This is a genomic window from Vibrio sp. ED002, assembly GCF_023277445.1.
In the GTDB taxonomy this organism is placed as follows: domain Bacteria; phylum Pseudomonadota; class Gammaproteobacteria; order Enterobacterales; family Vibrionaceae; genus Vibrio; species Vibrio jasicida.
Map to the genome: position 1 here is coordinate 3,126,622 of NZ_CP080238.1, position 22,655 is coordinate 3,149,276.

A 22,655-nucleotide genomic window follows, 5' to 3' on the forward strand; every position below is an offset into this window, starting at 1 on the left:
TTAGTCTAATGTTTTTACGGTGACTTTCTTTGGTTGTCCTAACTTGCTAGGAAGGGCGTATTTCACCGTGCTACCCGGCATTAAATAAGCACTACTCTTATTGCTCAACACTTCCCAATCGATAGTCTCGTTTGACTTGCCTCCGGAGAAATTGAATTCCATCCCGTTCATATTCAGTACGCGTTTGCCATCGTTGGTTAACGCAACTTGGTTATTTTGAATCGACGCTTTTGGAATGGATTTGCTGGATGCTGGTGAAACGAAGGCAAGGGTCGCAAACTCTAATAACATTGAGATCGAACTGTCATCCGTCTCGTCTTCGACCTGATTTTCAAGTTCAATCTGAGTAAAGATAATTCGGTAGGTGACTGTCTGGCTGATGTTACCTTTCGGCATGTGACGGACGCGGAATGTTTGTGATTTTTGTCCATCGATTTTGGCTTGAGGTGGGAGAACTAAGAAGTCCTCTTCTGATGGCGTTAAGATTTCCTCCCCACTAGAGAAATCAGCTTGATAGACACTCACTTCAAGCAAAATGGGCTCTTCTTCTACATTTGTTACTTTATAAAGCCCTTGGGAACCCCGTCCCACATCATCAAGCTCTAAGTAAATCGGACTTACCTCATAAGCAAATAAGACAGAACTGAACAATAAAGAAAAGAGAAGAGTGGTGATCCTAGCCATAGATTTATCTCCCTATAACAAACTTGGCTCGATAACCGAGCCAAGTTTTTTTGCCTTTACCTTTAAAAGATATTATCTATAAAGATGTCGTTCGGTTAAGGCATTACTGGACCTGATGCAGCAAGGCTTACTTTGATACGACCTTTATATTTACCAGCTCGTGCAAAGCCTGAATCTTCAGGTTTCACGTAAATTGGATGCTTGTTGATCTTGTTCACCAAGTGCTCACCAACTGATGGAAGCGGAGTTGCCATTTGCTCCATGCCATGGTGGTTTTTAGTGTTCGCAACGGTTTCAGAGCCAATTTTTACTTTATAGTTAATTTTCATGCCCATATTGTGTTTAGTAACACCGCGAAGTTTGTAAGCAGTTACTGAGAAGTCCAAATCAGTACCGTAGTTACACCAAGCGCGTAAGTTACCAACTAACACTTTCTTGTTGTTGAACCCGTTATCCCACGAATCTGAGTGCACTTTGTTTGCTTTACGCAGAACATTGTTTTTCACATCTTTCTTACCGATTCGTAGTAAACAACGTTTTGGCACACGACCTTCAATACGAATCGTTTTTTGGTCAGTTTTGCTCAGCGTTGTAAAGTCTACTGGGTTGTTAAACTGAACCGCAGAAGCGCCAAAAGAAAGTGAAGCAGCAGCTGCAGCTACAGCTGAAGCAAGAAGTAACTTTTTCATAACTCAATCCCTCGTTAGTAATGAATGCATATCGTTGCATCGCTCTACTAGCTTATGAGGGGAGGAGTCTCTCAACCTCACCGACAAAGGTGAGATGATGTTATTAGTTAGGGTGAAAAAGGGGTGAACTTGGTTCAACTCAATTTGATTTCACCCTGTCTAATGTTGAATTAATCAATAATCCTTTTTTATTTCTTATAGTTAGCTTAGAACTGATCTTTTGCCATCGCCATTAACTCGTAGCGAGAATGCACATCTAATTTATGCAATACGTTGGACGCATGAGTTTTGACCGTATTCACACTCACATTTGAGTGTCTTGCAATTTGCGTATTAGAGAGACCTTGAAGCATGAGTTTGCAGACTTCACTCTCTCTTTTGGTAAGTAAGAATTTAGAGCTAAGCTCTTCGGCCGCGACGACAGGGTTTTCAGTCCCCTGTTGGTAGTGATGAATGGCTTTATTTAAGATGTGGCGCGGGAACCAAACATCGCCATTTGCGACCGCAGAGACGGCTTTGGGAAGCAGTTCCAGTCCATGGCAAATCTGCCCTGAGTAGCCTTTTTCTAGCCACTCTAATGAGGTTTGGGAGCTGACATTAACGGCGATCCACTTTTCATCTCGTTCGTTAGGCGCAATACCATATCGTTTAGGGCATGGCATGGTCTGTACGTCGAACAATATGATTGAGTTGAGACTGTTTTCATCCAACTGGGTGAAGCGGTCGCTATTGACGAAGTTGACGTATGGAAAGGAAACCTTAATTAAGTCGCGAATCACCCTAGAGTATGAATTATCTCGACTTAAAAGGTGTACAACAAAATGCTGAGTACTGAATTCCATGGCAAATATTCCTGTAGGTCTAGTCTTTGATTTTTTATTAACCTAGTTCTCAACGCGTTGATGTATAAAAGTATTTAACGAATAGACTGCGGCATATGATTCATGCATTTTCATATTGTTGTAAGCAAAACTACGCTAACAAATCATGTGCACCTGTATTAAAAAAGGTTAGTACCAAATGACTAGAATACAAATATCGATAAGACAATAAGTTAGGAAAATAAGCGGTGAAGCTAGAGCGGGCGGAGTATGAAAAGGTATGAAAAGAATCACCCCTGATGCGCAACTTTGTCAGCATCAGGGGTGATATTGGGGTGAGTTAGGAAGGATAATTACAAATCTTCTTCCCAAACAACGAGATCGCCTTTCGGCCAGTTGTGACCAATTTCATGATACTTTTGTTCAAGCACATGACGTTTTATCTTGAGTGTTGGTGTGAGCACGCCATTCTCTATACTCCACGGGTCTTGGATCATCAATACCCCTTTAATCTGCTCATGAGACTCTAAATCTTGGTTCATTCTCTCAATCACTTTACGAGTGGTACGAGCGTAGCGCTCTCGATCAAAGTTCGGGAAGTCATGTGGCACGACCAACAGAATCGGTGCAGGCAGACCTAAGCCGATCAAGCACATCATTTCTACACGGCTGTACTCAAAGAGCTTATTCTCAATTGGTACTGGAGCAACAAACTTACCCTTGGCGGTTTTAAAGGTGTCCTTTTTACGACCTTGAATGGTGAGGTAGCCTTCCGCATCAATAAAGCCGATATCGCCTGTATGCAGCCAACCATCGCTGTCAAATGACTCTTGAGTTGCGATGTCGTTTTTGTAATAACCCGAGAATAAGCCGTTACCACGAACCATGATTTCATCATCGTCAGCAATTTTGAGTTCAATACCTGGGCCTGCATTACCAACCGAACCAATTTTATCTGCTCGAAATGGGTAGTTGAGGGTGCTGTAAGCGAAAGATTCAGTCATGCCCCAAGCTTCGGTAATGTTGAGGCCGACACTGCGGTACCACTCCAATAAGGCAGGAGATACTGGCGCAGAGCCACATCCCAATACACGTGCTTGATCAAGGCCAAGGCCGTCAGCCAGCTTCTTCTTAATAAGAGAGTTGACGAAAGGAATCTTCAACAGAATATTGAGTTTTTTCTGTGGCAGTTTGTCTTGAATACGTTGTTGGAACAGTGTCCATAAGCGTGGTACGGAGATAAACAGCGTAGGGCGGTGCATCTTCACGTCTTCGATAAAAGTATCGAGTGACTCTGGGAAAGCAGTCGTTACGCCACCCATGACTGACGAGCCAAAGATGTATACCCGCTCAGTAATGTGCGCAAGCGGCAAGTAAGAGAACAAGCGATCGTTTTCTTGTATACCAATATGGTTGATCAGTTGTTGTACTGACCAACTGAACGCGCCATAGGTCAGCATTGCGCCTTTAGGCAGGCCAGAAGTACCAGATGTATAAACCAGAGACATTAGCTTATCATCGTAGTGCTGAGGACGCTCCTCACTCGGCTGCGCATTAGCGATCAATGCTTTAAATTGATGTTGGCACTTCGGCGCGGTATCGTAAGGTAAAGCAATGCTGATCACATCAGGCATGGCATCAATGACTTGTTGGGTCGCGGCCGGATCATCCAACTTACCGCCTATGATCGCTTTACTTTCACTGTGTGTGAGGCAGTACTCAATGGTATCTGCACCCGCAGTCGGGAAAATAGGTACGCTGACGTAATCGCCGAGCATCATGGCAAGGTCACAGATAAACCATTCGGCACAGTTTTTTGAAACCAGCGCGACTTTATCGCCCGGCTGAATCCCCAAATTGCGCAAAGCGGTAACCAATTTTAGTGCTTGGTCGGCCACTTCGGCGTAGGTGAACTCAACAAACTGTCGGTTGATGATTTGTTTTAAGTAGACTTCATCTGGGCGCTCCGCTGCCCATTTGAGAATCATTTCATTTGGTGGTGGGAGAGCGCAAGTCTGCTCACTTAACTCGTTAGGCTGAATCATTCTCTAACTCCATGTTAATCGCAGGTTTGTTGTTGTTAATGTAATGTTAACGATAGCATGAGTATGATTATTTGGGGAGAGAAAAAACAGTAACTTGCTGTCAAGGATCACAGCTTATCGATTCTTTGGGCCAAAGTACGGTTAAGTCCATCATTAAGGTGTATTGGTGAGGTGCTTTTTATAGTGCTGATAAAGCTTCATCACTTTCGCGACATAGAGCCGAGTTTCCTCAATTGGCAGTGCTTGTGTCAGTCGAAAATAGACATCTTCATCATTTAATTTATTCATTTCTTTAGTAAAATTTGGAATGGACTGTGTATAAGACAAGTAGCGCATTAAATTCGATAAACCGCAGTTGTAGGCCGCAATTGCGAGTAAGGTTCGACTCTTTTCTGAGTGAATAGCGTGTAAATACTCCGTTTCGAGAATATGTAAATATGCCGTGCCTATATCGATATTAAACTCAGGCTCAAACAATGCTTCTCTTTCTATCCTTCGGCCAAAATAGAGCTGCTGAGAGACTTCTAATGCTCCACCGTTTTCCATCACCTGCATCAAGCCAATTGCATCGGCATGAGATACCGCATTGGGGTTAAATGCGCTTTCCGTATGAATGACAGCAAGAATAAGAGCAGGATCAATCTGCCATTGTTTTGATGCTGCGACGATGGTGGGTAAATACTGTAACGCGGCAGGCGATGTTGGCTTTTTGATGAACGAATAAACGGTTTGGGAAGAAGGCGTATTTTTTCCTCGAAGTTCAATAACGTGATTTCTTGAACTGGTAGAGGCGGTTGGAGCAGGTTTCAGCCTGAGCTTTTTATTGTTCAATGATTGCCGATTTTGTTGAGCAACGGAGTTTTTGTCTACCGCAGTCATTTTTGCTTGAATTGGGTAAGAGGCATAAAGCAAAACAATGCTCAAGACGATGAGAAGGTAGTTTTTGAATAATGGAGAGTAGAAAGACATCTCGACTCCAGTTAAAAGTGTTTGTGCCCTTTTCTTAATTTATCGTGCAACCATTGATGGTATTTGCCGTAGTCAGAGTGTATTGGCCAAATCAACGAGGCGTACAGCTGCTTCCCAAACAACGCACTTTCGCTGGGGGCCTTTGCTAACACCCCCTGATGCATGGAGTTATCAATCGTATGTTGCGGAAGGAACGCCATGCCTTTCTTAGCAATACACAATTCCATGATGGTACTGATGTCATCGAGTATCCACATGTTGTTTTTGGCTACATTCGAAAGGTCGATCAAATCTTCGCACCCATCCAATAAGAGTAGTCGAGACTCAGTGGGCTTACCCTCTTGAATTAACTCTCGATGTACAATCCAATTGCAGTTGACGGTAAAAAGCTCATCAATATTAAAGTCTAATTTGGTGCGGTGATAAGGGTTGCAGATGGCAATATCGATTTGGTTATTATTGACGTATTGACCCAGAATTCGACTTGGTTTAGTGACGACAGTAAGTTCAATTTCAGGAAAGGCTTCTGAGAACTCAATGAGTGCACTTTTGACTTCGTTGTTAAACACCAGAGAATCAATGCCGACTCGCATATGGTATAGATCAGTTCTCAACAGGGATTCGGCGATTTGGCTCAGTTCGTTGTACTTGTTGATGATGGGCGTTGCCAGCTGATAGATCTTCTTTCCCCGTTCTGTTGGTTCAACTTGTTTGTTGCTTCTGTCTATTAGCAGATAGCCTAGCTCCTCTTCTAAGCTCTTCACCGCACCACTTACCGTCGATTGAGACTTACCTAACTTTCTCGCTCCACTGCTGAAAGAACCATAAGTGATCACGGCATGAAAAGAGATCAGATTGTCGAAGGGAAGTTTCATCGAGGTGCTTCCTCTTTCCTCTAGTCCTTAAGTTTTAGCTTAATGGGTATGAAGAAGGCTTAACTAACAATTTAGCTAAGTGTGATATGCGTCACAGTTTAAGTTTATGGTACAAAATCTTATTTTTGCCAGTCAAAGAAGAAGAGTGATAGCTAATTGACTGAACTGTAGATAGAAGTTTTTTCTGATACCTCTAAAGAATAAGGACAATTGGAATACAGAGTATTGGCAGAATCGGTCACACCGATGTTGTTCATTTTTGAGACAGTGATCCGGTGTCTACGATCAAAGTGCTAAGCAATTAGTACGAAACAAGGAAAGAGGGACAAACCATGATTACTAAACTTTATGTAGACATTACAAACTACCTAAATGAACTTAAAAATGATGAGCAGGGCGTTACTGCTATTGAGTACGGATTAATCGGTGTTGCAATGGCGGCATTCTTGATTCTTACCTTCGCTTCTGATGGATCTCTTATTACGGCATTGGATGGAGCGTTTGATGACATTGCTGCTGACTTGGATGCATTCTGAAACTAAAACAGGTTTTCCAATTATTGAATGTTGTTTTTATACATCACGTTAGCAACAGTCTGTCTTGTTGTGTCGCTTTCTGATATCAGAGAGCGAACCATCAAAAACAGTCACGTATTGGTGATTGCCGTTTTAGCGATTGCGATTGGCATTGCAGACTTTTCACTATCAAGTCTTTGGGTTTTAGGTATTTGTTGGTCTGCTTTGCTTTTCCTCCATGTAATTAGGGTACTTGGAGGAGGGGACGTAAAACTTATTGCTGCTTTTTCTTTCTCACTCCCAACTCAAAGCCTTTTAGAGGCATTGATTTTCGTTGGGATATACGGAGGGATATTGGCAGTAACCTACCTGATACTACCGCGACCATCTCACGTTACTGGAGAGGGTAAGAAATCTCAGATCGGGCTCCCCTACGGTGTTGCAATTTGTTGTGGGTTTTATACGGCACTTCTTTTGAAAACATCCGTTTAAAAAACGGGAGGGGCGTATGCGATCTCGTATAGGGATGGTTTTTGCACTGTTAGCATTACTGGTTGGAGGCATCGGACTTTACAACCATATGACTGCCCAGCCTCAACAGCAAAATCCAACCGTATCCCAACCAAGCAATTCAGATGAGCCACAGGCTCATTATGTTCAGGTCTGGCGTGCGAAGAGCAATCTAGAGCGCGGAACACCTATTGAAATCGATGATGTTCAAAAAGAGCAGATGTTGCTTAATATCGCTTTAGAAGAGGGGATTAACTCCGATATAAAGCTGGATTTCTCACCGTCTACTCTCCTTTCAAAAAACATTGAAGCTGGAAAAATCGTCTTCTCTGAATATCAAGTTAAAGAAAACGATCCTCGTTATATCGACCTTCTCATTACCGAAGGGAAAGAGCCGTATTCTTTACTGGTGAGTACTCGTAACTTGGTCAAAGGTTATATCCGTCCAGGTACTAATGTTGATGTACTTTCCGTGGGCTCCCCAAAAGAAAACTTATCCGATGAAGATACCGACGCAATTGATTTTAGTGGCGTGAACGCACAATTGATTTTGAGAAACGTCAAAGTGCTCAGTGTCGGTAATACCAAAGAGCCAGTGGACTCCCGAGTTAAATCAAATGTCTCAAGTGAAGATGATCATCAAATAGTCATCGTTGTTGAAGTCGAGCCCAGTGAGATCGCCAAGTTATCTATCGCGCAGAAAACGATGCATCTAGAGGTATACCGAAGCCATCGCTACAAAGAGCCTGTTTTCGCGGAAGTTCGTGATGTGATCGGCAATTATAGTGGCGTGACCGAGTTAAGAGGATCTTCTCGTCAATCTGCCCAAGGAGAGGAGCTGTGATGAAAACAAAAAGGATATTCTCATACGCTTGGTTTTTGGCGTTTTTATTTAGTTTTTCCGCTTTCTCTGGCGATCGTTATATCACGGTCAGTGATGGTCAACACATTGAGGTGAAAGAACCGATCTCGACCGTATTTGTCAGTGACCCTGAAATTGTCGACTACAACGTTGTAAATGAAAATACCGTCGTTGTTTTTGCCAAGGAGGTCGGGCAAGCCAGATTCATCATTTACGGTAAATCGAAGAAAGTGCTGCTCTCTGACCGAATTATTGTCGATATTGATCTGTCGTTGGTCCGACGTCAAATCAAGCTTCACTACCCTGAACTCAACATCAAAGTTGAATCGGTGGGTAATCAGGTCGCAGTGAGTGGAGTTGTTGAGTCGGAACAGCAACGTGATGATATTTATCGAATGGTCGCTACTTTGCTCGGAAGAGACAAAACGGAGAAGTGGGAAGAGACCCAAGTCTTGGAGTTTGAAAGTGACGCTTACGATGTTGAAGAACCTCAAAGCATGATCTTTGCTCGCAATATGACGTGGGAAGGCATATTAGAACTTATTGAGGTCGCGACGGATCAACAGGTCAATGTGAAAATATCGGTCGCTCAAGTGACAGAAACGTTCGCTCAAACTGTAGGTGTGGATTGGTCTTCTGTTGGGGCGGATGTCGGTGAGTTTTTATTCCAACAATTTGATGCTGCCGATCTCACCACTTTGATCACTGCACTTGGTAATGAAAACGTTGCCCAAGTCCTCGCCGAGCCAAACCTTACCGTTATCTCAGGAGAGTCTGCGAGCTTTCTCGTTGGTGGCGAAGTGCCCGTGATTGTTACCACCAATAATAATATCAACATTACCTTCCGAGAGTTTGGTATCAAACTCGACCTTACCGCGAAAGTCCTTCATGAGGGCAAAATTCGAATGCGCCTCATGCCTGAAGTTAGCGAAGTAGAAAGATACATTCGCTCTGCTGGGCTGGAAGTACCCCAATTTGCGACTCGAAGAGCGATGACCACGATTGAACTTGGTGATGGCGATAGTTTTGTACTTGGTGGGCTGATGAGTAGTGCCGATTTAGAAGAGCTGCAAAAAATTCCACTGCTTGGCGATATTCCTGTTCTCGGGGCTGCGTTTCGCAAAGCCTCTACAGATAGACGACGCACGGAGCTGATCATTGTTGCGACCGTTAATCTTGTCAAACCAATGAAGAAGAAAGATATCCAAATGCCCTACATGAGCAAAACGTCGACACTTCGCCGTTGGTTGAAAATTTCGGATAGTGAAGAAGGCAACAAAGGCAATGACCCAACCATTCAATTGCTGTCTCAGGGAGGTTTTATTCAATGAAAACTTTATTTGTGGCAGTGCTAAGCGCGTTATTACTTTCTGGGTGTGCTGAGCGTTATTTCAATGGACCAGGAGCGGAAGCGCTTATTTACCCTGAAACCCATATCTATCAGTTTACGGTGAAATCTACTCAACAAACGGAAGAAAAGTTGAACATGATTTTTGACACGGTTGACGAGATAGATTCAGGGGCGAGTTACCTTGTTGAATATCGGAGCAATAAGGGTAAAAAAGTGGTTTATAAATCACTTAAAGACAAGACGGCGTTGCGTTTGAGAGCGGATGAGTTTGTTGTGCGCCAAAACAGTTCGCTGTCGAATGACATCCAACTGACGATTACTTACCACGCATTAGTGACGCACCAGTGCGCACCTTCTGAGATAGAAGAGGTGAATGTCAGTCGGAATTGCTTTTCTGAAGTAGCTCGGATGAAGCAAGTCTCACACAAGGAACGTATCGTGGAGGGATTGTGATGTTTGACTTAGGAAAATCTCTCAAAGAGAGCAAACCGCAAATCATAGAAAGTGCACATGGGCCAACAGGGTGTGTACTGCTTTACCAGAGCTTAGAATGTATGTCTTTGGTTCAAGAAATGTTCGAGTTTGAAGGGTGGAGTGCACCAACGTGTGTAAAACAGAGTTCAGTTCCTAAAGGTTTTTACTCAGAGCAAAGCGGAAATATTGTCATTCTTGAACTCACGGAGTCATCTGACATTGTCACGGATGCTCAAGCGTTAACCAACCAAATGCCGACCCACAAAGGTATTATTGTCATCGGTACAGAAGACTCCATCTGCGTCTTACGTCAGCTCAAAGAGTTAGGGTTCTATTATCTTTATTGGCCAATCAACAAGCATGAGTTTGCTGATTTCGTCATGAATGTACATCGTAATTTGCAGACTTACACAGGGGTAAGTAAACAGCGAAAAGCAAAGCGTGTTGCAGTTGTCGGAAGCAAAGGTGGGATAGGGACGTCGTTTATTGCCACTGAAATTAGCTCGAAGTTAGCCTCCAATAATATCGATAATGTGTTGGTCGACCATCAATACAATGACAGCAATATTGATGTACTCCTTGCGTTAGATGACTTCAAATCTCGCTCCATCGACGAATACTCTGTCCCTATCCATGAGTTAGATACGGAAGGGGCATTAAGTCATCTGACCAAAGTGCGTAAAAACCTACGTTTACTTTCACTTAATAGTGACCGATCTCAGTCAGACATTTTCAGTTATAGCCAGACACTTTGCGAATTATTGAGTCGAAACACCAACTTTATGATTGAAGACTTCTCGGGAAGCGTCGACTTTCGTGTTGACCCCAATATGTTGATTGAAAATTACGACGTAGTCGTGGTGGTTTTTGAGCCTTCGGTTTCTTCCGTCCGCAATGCCAAAGCGTTACTTGAACAGCTTGAGAATAAGCAGCTTTCAATGAGCAAGCGGATCCGGATTATTACACTTGCAAATCACCACCGACCAGAGAACACGTTTGTTATCGAACAAAATGATCTCCAGAAATATCTTGGTTCTGAAGTCAATCTTGATATGGGGTATTGTCGCTCACTGGCTCACCTTCTTATTGAGGGCAAGCGCGCGCACAAACACGACCGAAATATCAATCATGCTATCGATGATCTTACTCGTTTGATCAATGGACAATCCACTCAACATGCTAGCGGTTGGCTCGCTAGATTGGGGGTAAGATGAGTTCAAATAAAGAGATCTACACGGCTTTTCGGTCACAGATTTTTGAGGCTTTAGATGTTGAAGCAATACAAAGCCTTTCTCGTTCGGAAATTGAAGGGCAAATCCGAAACGCTGTCGATGTTTTAGCGACGAACTTTGATCGTCCAGTCACGACCATGATGAAGTCAAGTTTGGTCAAAAGCATGCTGGATGAACTCTTTGGTCTTGGGCCTATTCAATCGCTGGTTGATGACCGAGCGATAACTGACATCATGGTAAATGGCCCCAATAACGTCTTTTTTGAGAAGCATGGCAAATTAGAAAAGTCGGACATTACCTTCATCGATGAAGAGCAAGTCCTGACGATAGCAAAACAAATTGCTGCGCGGATCGGACGTCGTGTGGATGAGCTTTCTCCTACCGTAGATGCGCGTCTTGAGGATGGTAGTCGTGTCAACATCGTTATTCCACCCATTGCTTTAGATGGCACCTCAATTTCGATACGTAAATTCCGCGAACAAAATATCGGGCTAGAAGAGCTTGTTGATTTTGGTTCACTGTCGATGGACATGGCGAGATTGTTATCAATTGCTTCCCGTTGCCGAATGAACATTCTGATCTCGGGTGGTACGGGTTCAGGTAAAACCACCTTATTGAATTCGCTTTCACAATACATCAGTGAAGACGAGCGTATTGTGACAATTGAGGATGCGGCAGAGCTTCGTTTAGAGCAACCCAACCTAGTTCGCCTAGAAACGAGAGCGGAGAGTGTGGAACACACGGGCTTAGTGACTCAGCGTGATTTGGTTATTAATGCGCTTCGTATGCGCCCTGATCGAATCATCCTCGGTGAGTGTCGCGGCTCAGAAGCATTTGAGATGCTCCAAGCAATGAATACGGGTCACGAAGGCTCCATGTCGACACTACATGCTAACTCGCCACGAGATGCAATATCACGCGTGGAATCCATGGTAATGATGGCGAACTTAAATCAGCCTCTCGATGCTATTCGACGCGCGATTGTGAGTGCTATTGAGCTGGTGGTTCAAGTGAACCGACTGCGTGATGGTTCAAGGAAAATAACCAGCATCTCTGAAATCGTAGGGCTCGAAGGCGATAGCGTGGTGATGGAGGAAATCTTCCGTTTTCAATACGACGAAGTGGGTTATGGTGAAGCAGTAAGAGGACGCTTTATGACCGAGGGCCTTATGCAGCGCTCCGAGCTTGTTAAGAAAGCACATTTTTACGGCTTGTATGAAGAGCTAATGCAAGCCTTCCAAGGAGCAAGATCATGATGTTATGGATTGCTTTTATCTTATTTGGTATTGCCGTTTTGCTTTTAACGAGTCACCGAAGAAGCAAAATAGGGAATTATTTTCCAGAGACTGAAGTCGACGAAGATATTATTGCGGCGATTAATTTGAACGCATTGATGGAACAAAAGCGTTGGCAGAGATTCAAAAATAATTTATCTCCCGCAATAAAGGTTTTAGGGCCAAGAGCAAACTTCATTATTTTTGTGTTTATCGTTCTTTCTGCTTATTTAAGCTATTACGTCATTTATGAAGTTCTCAATATTGAATCAATGCTACTTTCTATTGGTATTTTTACATTTTCAGTAGTTTGGGCCTATTACTGGTTGCAAAACAAACGTCGCTTAGATTTCGAGAAGAAATTTCCGGACGCATTGAACATTTTGATGAGTGCCGTAACCGCTGGTGAGAGTTTAATGCACGCTTTTTCTTTTGTTGGCGAAAACATGGAAGGAGAAGTCGGGCGAGAATTTAAAGAGATGGGCGATCGACTTAAGCTGGGGGAAAATGCAGAAAAGGTGTTACTTCGCTCTTGTAAAGCATTCCCTTATCCAGAATACATCTTCTTTACCATTACGATACGCGCCAATATTAACCGTGGTGGACAACTAAAAAATGTATTGGCAAGGCTAATTCGCATTTTGGTTGATGCCAGAACGTTAGAGTCGAAAAAAATGGCGATGACCTCTGAGGCACGCATCTCCGCTAAAGTAGTCGCTGCAATACCGATCGCATTTGCATTTATGGTCAATCAAATTGATCCGAGCCACATCGACTTTATTCTTAATGACCCTCAAGGGCGGATGGTACTTTACTATGTTGTAGGTAGTGAGGTGTTAGGTTTATTCGTTGTTTGGCTTCTTGTAAAAGGAGTAAGACGATGATTTTATCGCTGAGTATTTTATTGATTATTTTTTCGTTGTCATTTTTGATCTATGACTATTATTTCACTCGTAAAAAAGAGTTGGTACTGAGCAAGTATCTTAAATATGGCCAAAAACAACCGGCAAAGAAAAAAATCGATTCCTTCATTGTTAAATTTGGTGAAGGAAATAAAAAAGATTTAGAGCAAAAACTTCTTAACGCCGGATACTACAATAAAGATTTAGCGAAATATTACTTCCCTTTAAAAGCAGTTGTTTTTCTTTTAGTAACCGTATTTATATGGTTGTTAGACATGGCATTAATTAATAAGTTATTAATTTCAATCATTGCTGTTATTAGTATCATCATTGTTCCAGATCTGTTGCTCGAGATGCGAAAGCGCATGTTAGTGCGAAAGGTTTCGAAAAACCTTCCTTATGTCCTCGATATTATGTCTGTTTGCGTGCAAACCGGTATGACAATTGAAGCGTCGTTTGCGTATTTAGCACAAGAGCTAAAAATCTTCGATAAAGATTTATGTTATCAAATCAATAAAACATCAGAAGCCGGCAAAGTACATGGGATAGAAAAAGCATTGCATGATCTTTCCGTTCGCTTGCCTGCACCAGAAATCAACAGCTTTGTCTTAACGATTATTCAAAACCTTCACTATGGCGCATCCGTTGCGAATGTTTTAAGTGATTTAGCCGAAGATATGCGTCGGATTCAATTACTCGAAATTGAAGAGAAAATGGGTAAATTGTCAGCCAAAATGAGTGTGCCTTTGATCTTGCTGATCATGTTTCCAATCGTCATTTTTATTCTTGCTCCTGGCTTTTTACAAATCGACTTTACGAGCTTTAGAGGGGGTAAATAATGAATAAGGCGACTTTTTTGAGTATTCCACTACTTTTGCTGTTTGGTTGCTCCTCCACAATAGAGAGTGAAGAGAGTGTGGTGCAAAACATGGAGCGTGTTGATAACCATACAGGCCTGATTAATCACTATAAAGGGCATCTAGAAAAGCGACCTGAAGACGTCCAGATCATGCAGGAATTGGCAAAAGTGTATTTTGATAAGGGCGATATCGAGTCGGCTAAGTTTTATGCTGACCATTTGCTCAATCAAGGGGTGAAGAATAGTGAGCTCCTGCAATTAAGAGGTCAGATTCATAGCCAAGATGGTGAAGATTCTTTGGCTCTGAAACGCTATAAAAGCTCGATTGAAATGGGCAACAACAGCGGAGAAATCTATGTTTTATCGGGCATCTCCTATTGCAATACCGACCAGTTCTCTCAAGCAAAAAATGCGTTCAATCAAGCTCGTCTAAAAGGCTATAACGACGTGGCGGTGAAAAACAATTTAGCCGTAGTTTATCTTGCACAACGACAGTATGACGACGTGATATCGCTATTGGTTCCTGTTTATCAAGAGAACCCAAGTAACCAGAAAGTGCGAGCGAATTTGGCTATCGCACTGTTCAAAGTAGGGGATGTCTATCAAGCGAGAGATTTACTTGAAGGAGCATTTACCGATTCTCAAGTAGCGCAAATCTCGAGGAAGTTACACCGGTAATAAGGGTGGACGGTATGGAGTATTCTCGAAGAAAGGTAAAGGGCGTAACCGTAGTTGAATTTGCATTAGGGGCCGGGGTTCTTGCTCTTGCTCTCGTCATGCTTTTTGAAATGGGATTTAGAATTTACGTAACCAACTTGGTTGAGTATGCGTTGAGGGAGTCAGTCAGAAATACAAAGGTGTTTGAAGGCGGAAACTCCTACGATAACTACAACCTAACATTGGATTCGGCGATGAAGGACGGAGGGGCATTATGGACGTCACTCGTTCCTGCTGAAAACTTTGAAGTGTCTGGTCGGTACTATTTGACATACGCCGATCTGATTTCAGGTACCAGTTATTCTGATGCCGAGATGGGAGAAGACGATCAAGGGTATGCAATCGCTGAAATTACGTTGACCTATAACTACACGCCAATTTTGAACGTATTTTCCAACGATGTTATCCCGATTACTAAAAGCACACTGATTAACCTAGAACATGAAGGTTGGGAGGAGTGATGATGAAAATACGATCCCGACAAAAAGGTGTTTTTGCTATTGAGCTGTTTTTTGTTTTGATTGCTCTCATTAGCATCTTTTATTTCATGACGGACATCAGTGACAAGTTATTAGCTCGTGCTCAACTTGATCGTGGGAGTTTTGCGCTAGCTAATATCCTTAAAGAGCGAAGTCGTTATTACGACGAAAGATTACCTTTAAACGCAAGTGATGAAACGGACATGCAGACACTTGCGTCACGTCTACTTGATACGACACCAGGCAGCGTCGCTATCAAAATTGAAGCATTGCACAATAAGGCGACGTTAAATGCTTTTGAAAGTAACGAGTACAAAAATCTCGGCTGTGAGGCTGCGGGTTTAGATACGAAGTCAGAGTTAGCACCCGTTGAGAATGGCGTGATTTTCTCTTTGTATCAAGTAACGCTTTGTCAGCAAGAAAACTCTTGGTTTACCCAGCTTTGGGGGAATTCAGGCGCATCCACGATGACAATCACATCCAGTTCTGTTGTGGTGGGGAGGTAACGATGAATTTCACTATTAAACAACGAGCTCCAATTCATTCAGGTCGCAATCAAAAAGGGATTGCGGCAATTTGGTTCGCACTGAGTTTAGTGCCTGTTTTTGGTATGACATTTTTCGCCGTAGAGGGGACGCGTTATATCCAAGAGACAAGTCGACTGAGAGACGCAGCGCAAACTGCTGCATTGGCCATTACGATAGATGACAAGTCGAACCAAGCAGATGCATTGGCGACGATGTACATCAATGACTATGTACGTGATATTTCCCATGTTGATATTCAAACGGTTAGGACGTACGAAGAGCCAACAGAAGACAACGATAATACGGAAAAAATTCAATATTCCGTGCAAGCGGTTACCACTCACAACTCGTGGTTTGCCAGTAACTTAATCCCCTCCTTTGAGACTCAGGAGAAACTCGCTGGGCAAGCTGTCGCGGCGAAATATCCTTTTTACTTAGGGGATAAAATCATTGATTTGGTTTTGGTGACTGACTTTTCTGGGTCGATGAACAACAGCTGGGATGGCGAAATTAAAATTGATCTCCTCAAGGATGCGGTTAAGCAAATTTCAAACCGCATCTTAGTTCCGCGAGAAGGCGAGAGTGAGGTACTGAATCGTATTGCCATCATTCCATTTAACCTTCGGGTGCAAGAGAAGATAAATGACAACCTCTACTCTACCAGCCAGTTAAGGTACAAAGGTAGTTATCGACAAAGCGTGTCTAATGTGAAATACGAACAAGTAAACTGGAATTACTGGTCTCCTTACACAGAAGAAGCTGTTGAAGAGTGTGCCAACAAGCGTACTGATTGTCCCAACAAGAAAAGTTGGGAGCGTGAACAAGCGAAACGAGTTGCTGATGTAGTGAATACCAACAATAACCGTTTGGAGATTCCTGACTATGTCGGTTACTCAAAATCGGTTAGACACATGTTTGACGATAAAGTCGCGAATAACAATTTGACGTTTCATTTTAGATCGAACAACAACAAGCTTTATAACTCCAGTATGACACGGACTGGCCATTCGGGCTTTTATACCATTCCACTGACTGCCAACAAAACAAACCTCGACAAGGTACAAACCATGAGTTCGGGTGGGAATACTGCTGCCTATCAAGGCATGCTGCGTGGCTTGCAAATCATGGAAGATGGACGTCCAAACGGCAATAGCGAAGAAGAAACAGAGCAATACAATGACCGTCTTAAAATGCTGATAGTAATCAGTGATGGTATGGAGTATCCATACACAGAAATCTTGCCCGGTTTAGTGAACAAAGGTATGTGTGATAAAGCGCGTGAGCACTTCCAAACCGAGAACGGCAATTTGTACATTGGCGTCATTGGCGTGAACTTCAGTGCATCTTCGCAAAGCGGTTTCCAAGATTGTGTGTTGAATCCGGATGAAGACATCATCGATGTAACAGAGACGGAAGACTTCATTAAGAAAATCGAAGAACTAATTCAGAAAGGATCTCGTGGTAATGGTGTATCGAGACTATATGGGTGAGAGATATGACCAAAACAATGCTAATTACAGGGATGCTGGTGTCCGGTTTCACGACCGTTAGTGCGAATGCCAGTGAAGTCAGTTCAAAAGTGACCGAATACTGCGGGACGTCTTATTATGAATACTCGCACTCGATTCAGGTTGGCGACGTGACGGGTGTGGCATCGCATCGTGATGGCTATTTGCAGGTAACGGATGTGAGTAATGACCCCGCACTGAAGTGGGCGCTGATGAAGAACTCATCACTGCTCACTAACCCGAATGATTGCCTGACGTATATCTCCAATTTAGGTATTGCTCAGTTTAGCGGAGAGGTCAGCGATAAAGGTAAATTGATTGCGCGAGTGCACTTCGCCTTTGACAAGTTTAACCTTACCCCGTTGGCCAGAAATGTATTGAGCGATGTGGCTCGTCAACTTGCTCAAACGAACTATCAAGTAACAGTAGAAGGGCACACCGATTGGATTGGCACCAAAGCGTATAACCAAACCTTGGGTCATAACCGAGCCAAAAGCACCGCTGGTGAACTGCACTATTATGGGGTGAGTGAGCAGAAAACCACGCTTAAATCCTTTGGTGAATCTGAACCGATAGCAACCAACAATACCTCTTCGGGTCGTTCTAAAAACCGTAGAGCAGATGTTTACATTCCAGCGGATGAACAGGAAAAACCACCAGCAACGGAATAGGTGTTAACTACTGACTCGATGGACTTAAAAACGCCCGCCTCCAATTGGAAGCGGGCGTTGTATTTTTGTCTTTGTCTTTGTCTTTGTCTTTGTCTTAGCGATGTGATTACATCATGCCAGTCACAATGCCTGCCGCGACAAAGAACACAATCATCCAAAGTACCGACAAGTTAAGTTTCTTATGTAAGTAGAAGCCAGCTATCACAAGAGCGATGTCAATTGGAGCAACGACAGCGCTGCTGAATACCGGTTGGTAAAGTGCTGCTAATAGTAAACCAACGACCGATGCGTTTACGCCGTTGATTGCACCTGACACTGCAGGTTTACCAGCCAGCGCTTGCCAGTTCTTTAGCACGCCAAGCAGCAATAAAAAGCCTGGTAAGAACACACCTAAGGTTGCGATTAGCGCGCCTAGGATAGGGGCATCAGATAGTTCGTAACCAATGTAAGTTGCGAAGGTAAACATCGGTCCCGGTACTGCTTGCGCTGCGGCGTAGCCCGTTAGGAACGTGTCTTGGCTGAGTTGATCGCCAACGATGTTTTGCAATAGCGGAAGTACCACGTGACCGCCACCGAACACTAAGCTACCTGCTTGGAAGAAGTCGCTAAATAGCCCAAGCATCGGAAGGGTATGAGCCACAAACGGCAAACCAACTAGAAGTACTGCGAACAGCGCCAATGGTGCAATGGTTGGTTTAAAAGGTTCGGCAGGGGCTGCGGATTCTTTCTTTAGATATTGAGTACCAATCAAGCCCGCGACTACAAGTACCAGCATTTGAGTTGCGATACTCGGTGCAACCAATAACGCAATCGCGGTTGCCACACATAAGCCTGCTGTTAGTTTGCTTTGACAGAAGTTTTTGTACATTCCCCAAGTCGCATCCGCCACCACAACGACCGCCAGCAACTTCAAGCCATGAACGATGTTTTGGAACAACGCCGTATCGGTGATTTGGCTGCTTACCATCGCAAGCGCCAACATGATGATCACAGAAGGCAGCGTGAAGCCAAGAAACGCCATGCATGCGCCGCCTAAGCCTCCGCGTTTGTAACCCAGAGCAAAGCCAACTTGGCTAGAACCAGGGCCAGGTAAGAATTGGCTCAAAGCCACGATCTGTGCGTATTCGCTGTCATCAATCCATTTGAGCTTTTCAACGAACGTTTGACGGAAGTAACCGATGTGCGCCGCAGGGCCACCGAAACTGATCCAACCAAGCCAAAAAAAGGTTTTAAAAATGGTAAACATGTTGAGCCTGTTAAATCTTCAATAAAACTGCATCTACTGTAAAAAATGTACTAAGATGATTCAAATTAATAGTTTTAATTTCATCTATGAATGAAATGGGATGAGGTTTGTTCTGTGAAAGATGACATCCAGTGGCGCAATATCGACTTAAATCTGTTGGTGACCTTTTCTTATCTGTATCGCTATCGAAGTGTGAGTTTGGCTGCTGAGAAAAGCTTTGTCAGTCAGTCTGCCATGAGCCACAGCTTGTCGCGTTTGCGAGTGCTGTTTGATGACCCATTGTTTGAGCGTAAAGGCCATAAGATGGATCCAACCGAGCACGCGCATCATATCGCGCCGACGGTGCATCATTTATTGGACTCGATTGCCAAAGACTTACTGACGAAGTCCGCTTTTCAACCAGAAAACTACGCTGGCGTGTGCCGCATTGGTTTAACCGACTACGCCGAATTTATCTTCGCGCCATTGCTTTATGATGAAATCCGTAAGCGTGCGCCAGAAGCCCAAATAAGTTTTATCAACGTCAACCGCAGCAATTACGTGGCGATAACGGAACACGATAAATTAGATGTCATCATCGGCAGTATGCCTGTGCTCGACGATAACTTTGAGAGCCAGTACCTCTACACAGAAAAGCACGTGTGTCTGTGTGATAAGCGAGTTTTGAAAGGTGAAACACAACTGTCGATTCATGCTTTTGCCAATATCGAGCAAGCCCTAGTGAGTCCTGATGGCAGCTTGAGTACACAAGTAGACAAAAAGCTTGCTGAGCATGGCTTGAGCCGAAAAGTCACCGTCGCTTCACGTAACTTCCTAACGATTCGAAACTTACTTAAACAGCGAGAGTTGGTTGCGATTGTACCGGAGAAAATGGCGCAAGCGGAAAGGTTCTCGGACGACTTGGTGAGCGTCCAGCCGCCGATTGCGGTGGCGGATTTTGATATCGCGATGTTGTGGCATACCAGCCGTAACAACGAGGATAAAGGAATTTGGCTGCGTCAGCTGGTAGCAGAATTGATTACAGGGAGCAACGAAAGCTCCCTGAATTGACGACTGATTTCTACTCAGTGAAGAAGTCGTTGTACAGCATATAAAGGTGCGCCGCGCTCCATGAAAAGTTCGGTGCGCCTTGTTGATCGCCGGTCAGTGGGTTGTAGTTCTCACGAATCGGACCATCTTGCACAAGGCCGTCCGCATGCTGGAAGAAGGCCGTTGCCATCTCAACGGCATCATCACGATAGCCATATCTGTCCATGCCTTTTAAACCGAAGTAGAACTGATCGACCCATACGCGTCCACGCCAGTAAATATCAGGGCCGAAGGCTGGGTTCGATAGCGCAGCCGTACCCAGTGGCACATACGTGTTGAACTCATTGCTGTCTTTCATCACTTTCACGACAGAATCGGCATGGGTTTGAGTCGCCGCACCATTAAATAGAGGAGACCAACCTTCAGGTCCCATACCGCGCTCGACAATCGGTTTGCCAGCACAGCCATTTGCTAGTGGTTTGTCTTCGATGCGAATGTCGTAGAAGAAACCCGTCGACTCATCGAACATACAAGTGTTGATGTAGTTCGCCAGATGTTTTGCCTTCGCTCGGAAGTCTTTGGCTTCGTCTTCTTTGTCTAACATGTCCGCCATTTCGGCCAGATATTGGTTATCGCTGTACATGTAGCTCGCTTGGTCGACGGATTCTTGTAGCAGTGAGTAACCCAGTAAGGTGCCGTCTTCAGCGCGGTTTTGGGCAAATTCCACATCCCAATCGCTGCGCTTACCGCCTTTGTCAACGTAAGCATCCAGCTGTTCTTTGTCGATAAAGCCAAATACCGCTGCGTCATCGCGGCCAGATTCCCAAGAAGCAGCGGTTTGGGCTGGGCTCTCGATATAATCGTAATTACCTTCAGCCATCACTTTTGCCAGCGCTTTCTTACCCACGACCGTTTCATGTTCTTCGCCGCGAACCACCGTAAAGTACATTTCACCTTCTGGCGTGTTGTGCGCTTTGTCTACCGCAGCGCCATATTCAGGAACGCCGTTGCCGTTGTTATCGCGGTTACGCAGCCACCAATTGTGGTACGCCACAAGCTTCGGATACATCTCTTCGATCCATGCCTTATCGCCGGTGGCTTTGTACACTTCCATGACCGCCCACGCAGCGAGGCTTGGCTTGGTATTACGTTCGTTCCAGTTGCCACCATCGCCGCCACGTTCAGGGCTTAGGTTGTAGGCCAATAGATCCGGTACATAACCTTCATCCCAAGGGCGAACAGGATCGTCTGCTTGAATTTGATAAGCGAACATCGCACGAATGTTGTCTTCCGCGACATCTGGATTGAAGTGCGCCATCGCATAAGCTTGCTTCCATGTATCCCAAGGCCAAGTTTGGTTACCTGAGAACCAACGTGCTGTCACGGATGGGGTTACCGAATCAAACTTCATCGCACCTGCGACACCGCGCCAGTTGCCGTTCAAGGTTTCCATTGATTTCACCGCCACGCGTTCTTGCTCTGGTGTGGCGTGTGGGTTGGTTAAACCTTTGGTTAGATAGTCTTCCCAACGCTGCTCAGAAGCCGAAAGGTAAGCTTCTGGGTTTGCCAAAATGTCTTGAATCTTAGCTTGTTCAGCTTGGTTTTCTTTTGCTGTCAGGACATGAGAGTAGGTGGTGTAAATCGTGGTTGAACCGTCGATTTTCGCCGTCGAAGTAAATTGATGACCATCTACTTGAGTGTCCATGTCGATGGACTTATGGATTTGGTATTCAGACTCGCCAGAGGTCAGCAGATCCCATGTTGAACGCACTTTGCCAAATGTCACTTTTAAACCGTCATCCGTCGCGACGATCGTGCGGTTGTAATTTGGGTACTGCTCATCAATGGTTTTATCTGATTGGGATTTGCCTTCCTTCGCGTGGTATTTCTCAAGCAGTTGCCCGTCCCATACGAGTTCAACAGGGGCGTCTGTGGTGATGTTGGTTTCCAATAGAGAAGTGCGGTCAGAAGCAAAGCGCAACGTCATCTCCACAGTGGTATCATCAGAGGTTAGCTTTTGCACCAATGCGCCCGGCAAGCTGTACGCTTCCATTTCGAAGGCGACTTTTTTGCCATCTTTGTACACGCTTAAGCGATCAAAATTATTGGCCATAAAGTTGATGTATTCTTCGGTCAGGAGCGCAGTGCCAGGAAAGCCACCCATACCTTCTGCATTGTCAGGTAATAGATGTCCATGCCATGCACCCATATCGAAAAATGGATTAAAACGCTGGTGGTCATCAAAGTCGTAATCGCGCATGTATTCTGGAGAGCCAGTACGGTCAATCACATTCTTAAACTCGCTCGCTTGCAACGGTGCTTCTGAAGTTGTGACGGTATTACAGCCAGAGAGTGTCACTGCTGAACCAACGGCTAAAGCAATTAAGGTTTTACGTAAAGTCATGTTTGGTTCCTC

23 protein-coding genes are annotated in these 22,655 nt (G+C 44.2%); 15 read left to right on the forward strand and 8 right to left on the reverse strand.

Features of this window, described 5'->3' with window-relative positions:
• The 6 genes from ITG12_RS14565 to ITG12_RS14590 all read right to left on the reverse strand — a co-directional run bounded on the left by ITG12_RS14565 (position 1) and on the right by ITG12_RS14590 (position 6,083).
• The gene (locus ITG12_RS14565) at positions 1-684 is read right to left on the reverse strand and encodes a fimbria/pilus periplasmic chaperone (RefSeq protein WP_038865930.1); all 684 of its coding nucleotides are present in this window, start codon (positions 682-684) and stop codon (positions 1-3) included.
• Positions 685-779: 95 nt separating this feature from the next.
• Positions 780-1,373, reverse strand: a complete 594-nt coding sequence (locus tag ITG12_RS14570; protein ID WP_038865931.1) for a hypothetical protein — start codon at positions 1,371-1,373, stop codon at positions 780-782.
• Positions 1,374-1,579: 206 nt separating this feature from the next.
• Positions 1,580-2,215, reverse strand: coding sequence for a response regulator transcription factor (locus ITG12_RS14575; RefSeq protein ID WP_038865932.1), 636 nt, complete (start codon positions 2,213-2,215; stop codon positions 1,580-1,582).
• 332 nt (positions 2,216-2,547) lie between these two features.
• Positions 2,548-4,239 (reverse strand): AMP-binding protein, encoded by a 1,692-nt coding sequence (locus ITG12_RS14580; RefSeq protein WP_038865934.1) that lies wholly within the window; start codon positions 4,237-4,239, stop codon positions 2,548-2,550.
• Between the two features lie 153 nt (positions 4,240-4,392).
• Positions 4,393-5,208, reverse strand: a complete 816-nt coding sequence (locus ITG12_RS14585) for a transglycosylase SLT domain-containing protein (RefSeq protein ID WP_248873160.1) — start codon at positions 5,206-5,208, stop codon at positions 4,393-4,395.
• A gap of 11 nt (positions 5,209-5,219) precedes the next feature.
• Complete coding sequence (locus tag ITG12_RS14590; RefSeq protein ID WP_038865937.1) at positions 5,220-6,083, reverse strand: LysR family transcriptional regulator; 864 nt, start codon at positions 6,081-6,083, stop codon at positions 5,220-5,222.
• A gap of 332 nt (positions 6,084-6,415) precedes the next feature.
• Here ITG12_RS14590 and ITG12_RS14595 point away from each other — a divergent pair, with 332 nt between their 5' ends.
• The 14 genes from ITG12_RS14595 to ITG12_RS14660 are packed head-to-tail and all read left to right on the forward strand — an operon-like array spanning position 6,416 to position 17,964.
• Positions 6,416-6,619, forward strand: a complete 204-nt coding sequence (locus ITG12_RS14595) for a Flp family type IVb pilin (RefSeq protein ID WP_038865939.1) — start codon at positions 6,416-6,418, stop codon at positions 6,617-6,619.
• A 27-nt stretch (positions 6,620-6,646) separates the two neighbouring features.
• Complete coding sequence (locus ITG12_RS14600; RefSeq protein ID WP_038865941.1) at positions 6,647-7,090, forward strand: prepilin peptidase; 444 nt, start codon at positions 6,647-6,649, stop codon at positions 7,088-7,090.
• A gap of 16 nt (positions 7,091-7,106) precedes the next feature.
• Positions 7,107-7,952: a Flp pilus assembly protein CpaB gene (gene cpaB / locus ITG12_RS14605; protein WP_038865943.1), complete on the forward strand. Its 846-nt coding sequence runs from the start codon at positions 7,107-7,109 to the stop codon at positions 7,950-7,952.
• On the forward strand, positions 7,952-9,301 hold the full coding sequence (locus ITG12_RS14610; RefSeq protein WP_248873961.1) for a pilus assembly protein N-terminal domain-containing protein: 1,350 nt from the start codon (positions 7,952-7,954) through the stop codon (positions 9,299-9,301). The genes cpaB and ITG12_RS14610 overlap by 1 nt, the downstream gene beginning before the upstream one ends.
• A complete protein-coding gene (locus ITG12_RS14615) occupies positions 9,298-9,774 on the forward strand; it encodes a hypothetical protein (RefSeq protein WP_038865944.1) in 477 nt (158 codons plus the stop codon). The genes ITG12_RS14610 and ITG12_RS14615 overlap by 4 nt, the downstream gene beginning before the upstream one ends.
• Positions 9,774-11,009, forward strand: a complete 1,236-nt coding sequence (locus ITG12_RS14620) for a chromosome partitioning protein ParA (protein ID WP_045405536.1) — start codon at positions 9,774-9,776, stop codon at positions 11,007-11,009. Before ITG12_RS14615 ends, ITG12_RS14620 begins: the two co-directional genes overlap by 1 nt.
• Complete coding sequence (locus ITG12_RS14625) at positions 11,006-12,283, forward strand: CpaF family protein (protein ID WP_042603172.1); 1,278 nt, start codon at positions 11,006-11,008, stop codon at positions 12,281-12,283. Before ITG12_RS14620 ends, ITG12_RS14625 begins: the two co-directional genes overlap by 4 nt.
• Positions 12,283-13,185, forward strand: coding sequence for a type II secretion system F family protein (locus ITG12_RS14630; protein WP_248873962.1), 903 nt, complete (start codon positions 12,283-12,285; stop codon positions 13,183-13,185). The genes ITG12_RS14625 and ITG12_RS14630 overlap by 1 nt, the downstream gene beginning before the upstream one ends.
• A complete protein-coding gene (locus ITG12_RS14635; RefSeq protein WP_104037343.1) occupies positions 13,182-14,042 on the forward strand; it encodes a type II secretion system F family protein in 861 nt (286 codons plus the stop codon). The genes ITG12_RS14630 and ITG12_RS14635 overlap by 4 nt, the downstream gene beginning before the upstream one ends.
• Positions 14,042-14,740, forward strand: a complete 699-nt coding sequence (locus ITG12_RS14640; RefSeq protein WP_038865949.1) for a tetratricopeptide repeat protein — start codon at positions 14,042-14,044, stop codon at positions 14,738-14,740. Before ITG12_RS14635 ends, ITG12_RS14640 begins: the two co-directional genes overlap by 1 nt.
• Before the next feature lie 14 nt (positions 14,741-14,754).
• The gene (locus ITG12_RS14645; RefSeq protein WP_038865950.1) at positions 14,755-15,240 is read left to right on the forward strand and encodes a TadE/TadG family type IV pilus assembly protein; all 486 of its coding nucleotides are present in this window, start codon (positions 14,755-14,757) and stop codon (positions 15,238-15,240) included.
• Entirely contained in the window at positions 15,240-15,764 is a 525-nt protein-coding gene (tadF, locus tag ITG12_RS14650; RefSeq protein ID WP_038865953.1) for a tight adherence pilus pseudopilin TadF, read from the forward strand. The genes ITG12_RS14645 and tadF overlap by 1 nt, the downstream gene beginning before the upstream one ends.
• 2 nt (positions 15,765-15,766) lie before the next feature.
• Positions 15,767-17,275, forward strand: a complete 1,509-nt coding sequence (locus tag ITG12_RS14655; protein ID WP_248873161.1) for a pilus assembly protein — start codon at positions 15,767-15,769, stop codon at positions 17,273-17,275.
• Positions 17,276-17,280: 5 nt separating this feature from the next.
• On the forward strand, positions 17,281-17,964 hold the full coding sequence (locus ITG12_RS14660) for an OmpA family protein (RefSeq protein WP_248873162.1): 684 nt from the start codon (positions 17,281-17,283) through the stop codon (positions 17,962-17,964).
• A 106-nt stretch (positions 17,965-18,070) separates the two neighbouring features.
• Here the strand turns inward: ITG12_RS14660 and chrA are convergent, their stop codons facing one another.
• Positions 18,071-19,210, reverse strand: coding sequence for a chromate efflux transporter (gene chrA, locus ITG12_RS14665; RefSeq protein WP_248873163.1), 1,140 nt, complete (start codon positions 19,208-19,210; stop codon positions 18,071-18,073).
• Between the two features lie 90 nt (positions 19,211-19,300).
• Between chrA and ITG12_RS14670 the strand changes: the two genes are divergently transcribed.
• Positions 19,301-20,260 (forward strand): LysR family transcriptional regulator, encoded by a 960-nt coding sequence (locus tag ITG12_RS14670; RefSeq protein WP_248873164.1) that lies wholly within the window; start codon positions 19,301-19,303, stop codon positions 20,258-20,260.
• 10 nt (positions 20,261-20,270) lie between these two features.
• On the opposite strand, the gene ygjK is transcribed toward ITG12_RS14670, so the two are convergent.
• Positions 20,271-22,643 carry an alpha-glucosidase gene (gene ygjK / locus ITG12_RS14675; RefSeq protein ID WP_248873165.1) on the reverse strand — a complete coding sequence of 791 codons (2,373 nt, stop codon included), beginning with the start codon at positions 22,641-22,643 and terminating at the stop codon, positions 20,271-20,273.
• Positions 22,644-22,655 lie beyond the last annotated feature (12 nt).

Bases quoted from the DNA above. Each gene is read 5' to 3' on its own strand.
- ITG12_RS14565 (WP_038865930.1), bottom strand. From the start codon at position 684: ATGGCTAGGATCACCACTCTTCTCTTTTCTTTATTGTTCAGTTCTGTC.
- ITG12_RS14570 (WP_038865931.1), bottom strand. From the start codon at position 1,373: ATGAAAAAGTTACTTCTTGCTTCAGCTGTAGCTGCAGCTGCTGCTTCA.
- ITG12_RS14575 (WP_038865932.1), bottom strand. From the start codon at position 2,215: ATGGAATTCAGTACTCAGCATTTTGTTGTACACCTTTTAAGTCGAGAT.
- ITG12_RS14580 (WP_038865934.1), bottom strand. From the start codon at position 4,239: ATGATTCAGCCTAACGAGTTAAGTGAGCAGACTTGCGCTCTCCCACCA.
- ITG12_RS14585 (WP_248873160.1), bottom strand. From the start codon at position 5,208: ATGTCTTTCTACTCTCCATTATTCAAAAACTACCTTCTCATCGTCTTG.
- ITG12_RS14590 (WP_038865937.1), bottom strand. From the start codon at position 6,083: ATGAAACTTCCCTTCGACAATCTGATCTCTTTTCATGCCGTGATCACT.
- ITG12_RS14595 (WP_038865939.1), top strand. From the start codon at position 6,416: ATGATTACTAAACTTTATGTAGACATTACAAACTACCTAAATGAACTT.
- ITG12_RS14600 (WP_038865941.1), top strand. From the start codon at position 6,647: ATGTTGTTTTTATACATCACGTTAGCAACAGTCTGTCTTGTTGTGTCG.
- cpaB (WP_038865943.1), top strand. From the start codon at position 7,107: ATGCGATCTCGTATAGGGATGGTTTTTGCACTGTTAGCATTACTGGTT.
- ITG12_RS14610 (WP_248873961.1), top strand. From the start codon at position 7,952: ATGAAAACAAAAAGGATATTCTCATACGCTTGGTTTTTGGCGTTTTTA.
- ITG12_RS14615 (WP_038865944.1), top strand. From the start codon at position 9,298: ATGAAAACTTTATTTGTGGCAGTGCTAAGCGCGTTATTACTTTCTGGG.
- ITG12_RS14620 (WP_045405536.1), top strand. From the start codon at position 9,774: ATGTTTGACTTAGGAAAATCTCTCAAAGAGAGCAAACCGCAAATCATA.
- ITG12_RS14625 (WP_042603172.1), top strand. From the start codon at position 11,006: ATGAGTTCAAATAAAGAGATCTACACGGCTTTTCGGTCACAGATTTTT.
- ITG12_RS14630 (WP_248873962.1), top strand. From the start codon at position 12,283: ATGTTATGGATTGCTTTTATCTTATTTGGTATTGCCGTTTTGCTTTTA.
- ITG12_RS14635 (WP_104037343.1), top strand. From the start codon at position 13,182: ATGATTTTATCGCTGAGTATTTTATTGATTATTTTTTCGTTGTCATTT.
- ITG12_RS14640 (WP_038865949.1), top strand. From the start codon at position 14,042: ATGAATAAGGCGACTTTTTTGAGTATTCCACTACTTTTGCTGTTTGGT.
- ITG12_RS14645 (WP_038865950.1), top strand. From the start codon at position 14,755: ATGGAGTATTCTCGAAGAAAGGTAAAGGGCGTAACCGTAGTTGAATTT.
- tadF (WP_038865953.1), top strand. From the start codon at position 15,240: ATGATGAAAATACGATCCCGACAAAAAGGTGTTTTTGCTATTGAGCTG.
- ITG12_RS14655 (WP_248873161.1), top strand. From the start codon at position 15,767: ATGAATTTCACTATTAAACAACGAGCTCCAATTCATTCAGGTCGCAAT.
- ITG12_RS14660 (WP_248873162.1), top strand. From the start codon at position 17,281: ATGACCAAAACAATGCTAATTACAGGGATGCTGGTGTCCGGTTTCACG.
- chrA (WP_248873163.1), bottom strand. From the start codon at position 19,210: ATGTTTACCATTTTTAAAACCTTTTTTTGGCTTGGTTGGATCAGTTTC.
- ITG12_RS14670 (WP_248873164.1), top strand. From the start codon at position 19,301: ATGAAATGGGATGAGGTTTGTTCTGTGAAAGATGACATCCAGTGGCGC.
- ygjK (WP_248873165.1), bottom strand. From the start codon at position 22,643: ATGACTTTACGTAAAACCTTAATTGCTTTAGCCGTTGGTTCAGCAGTG.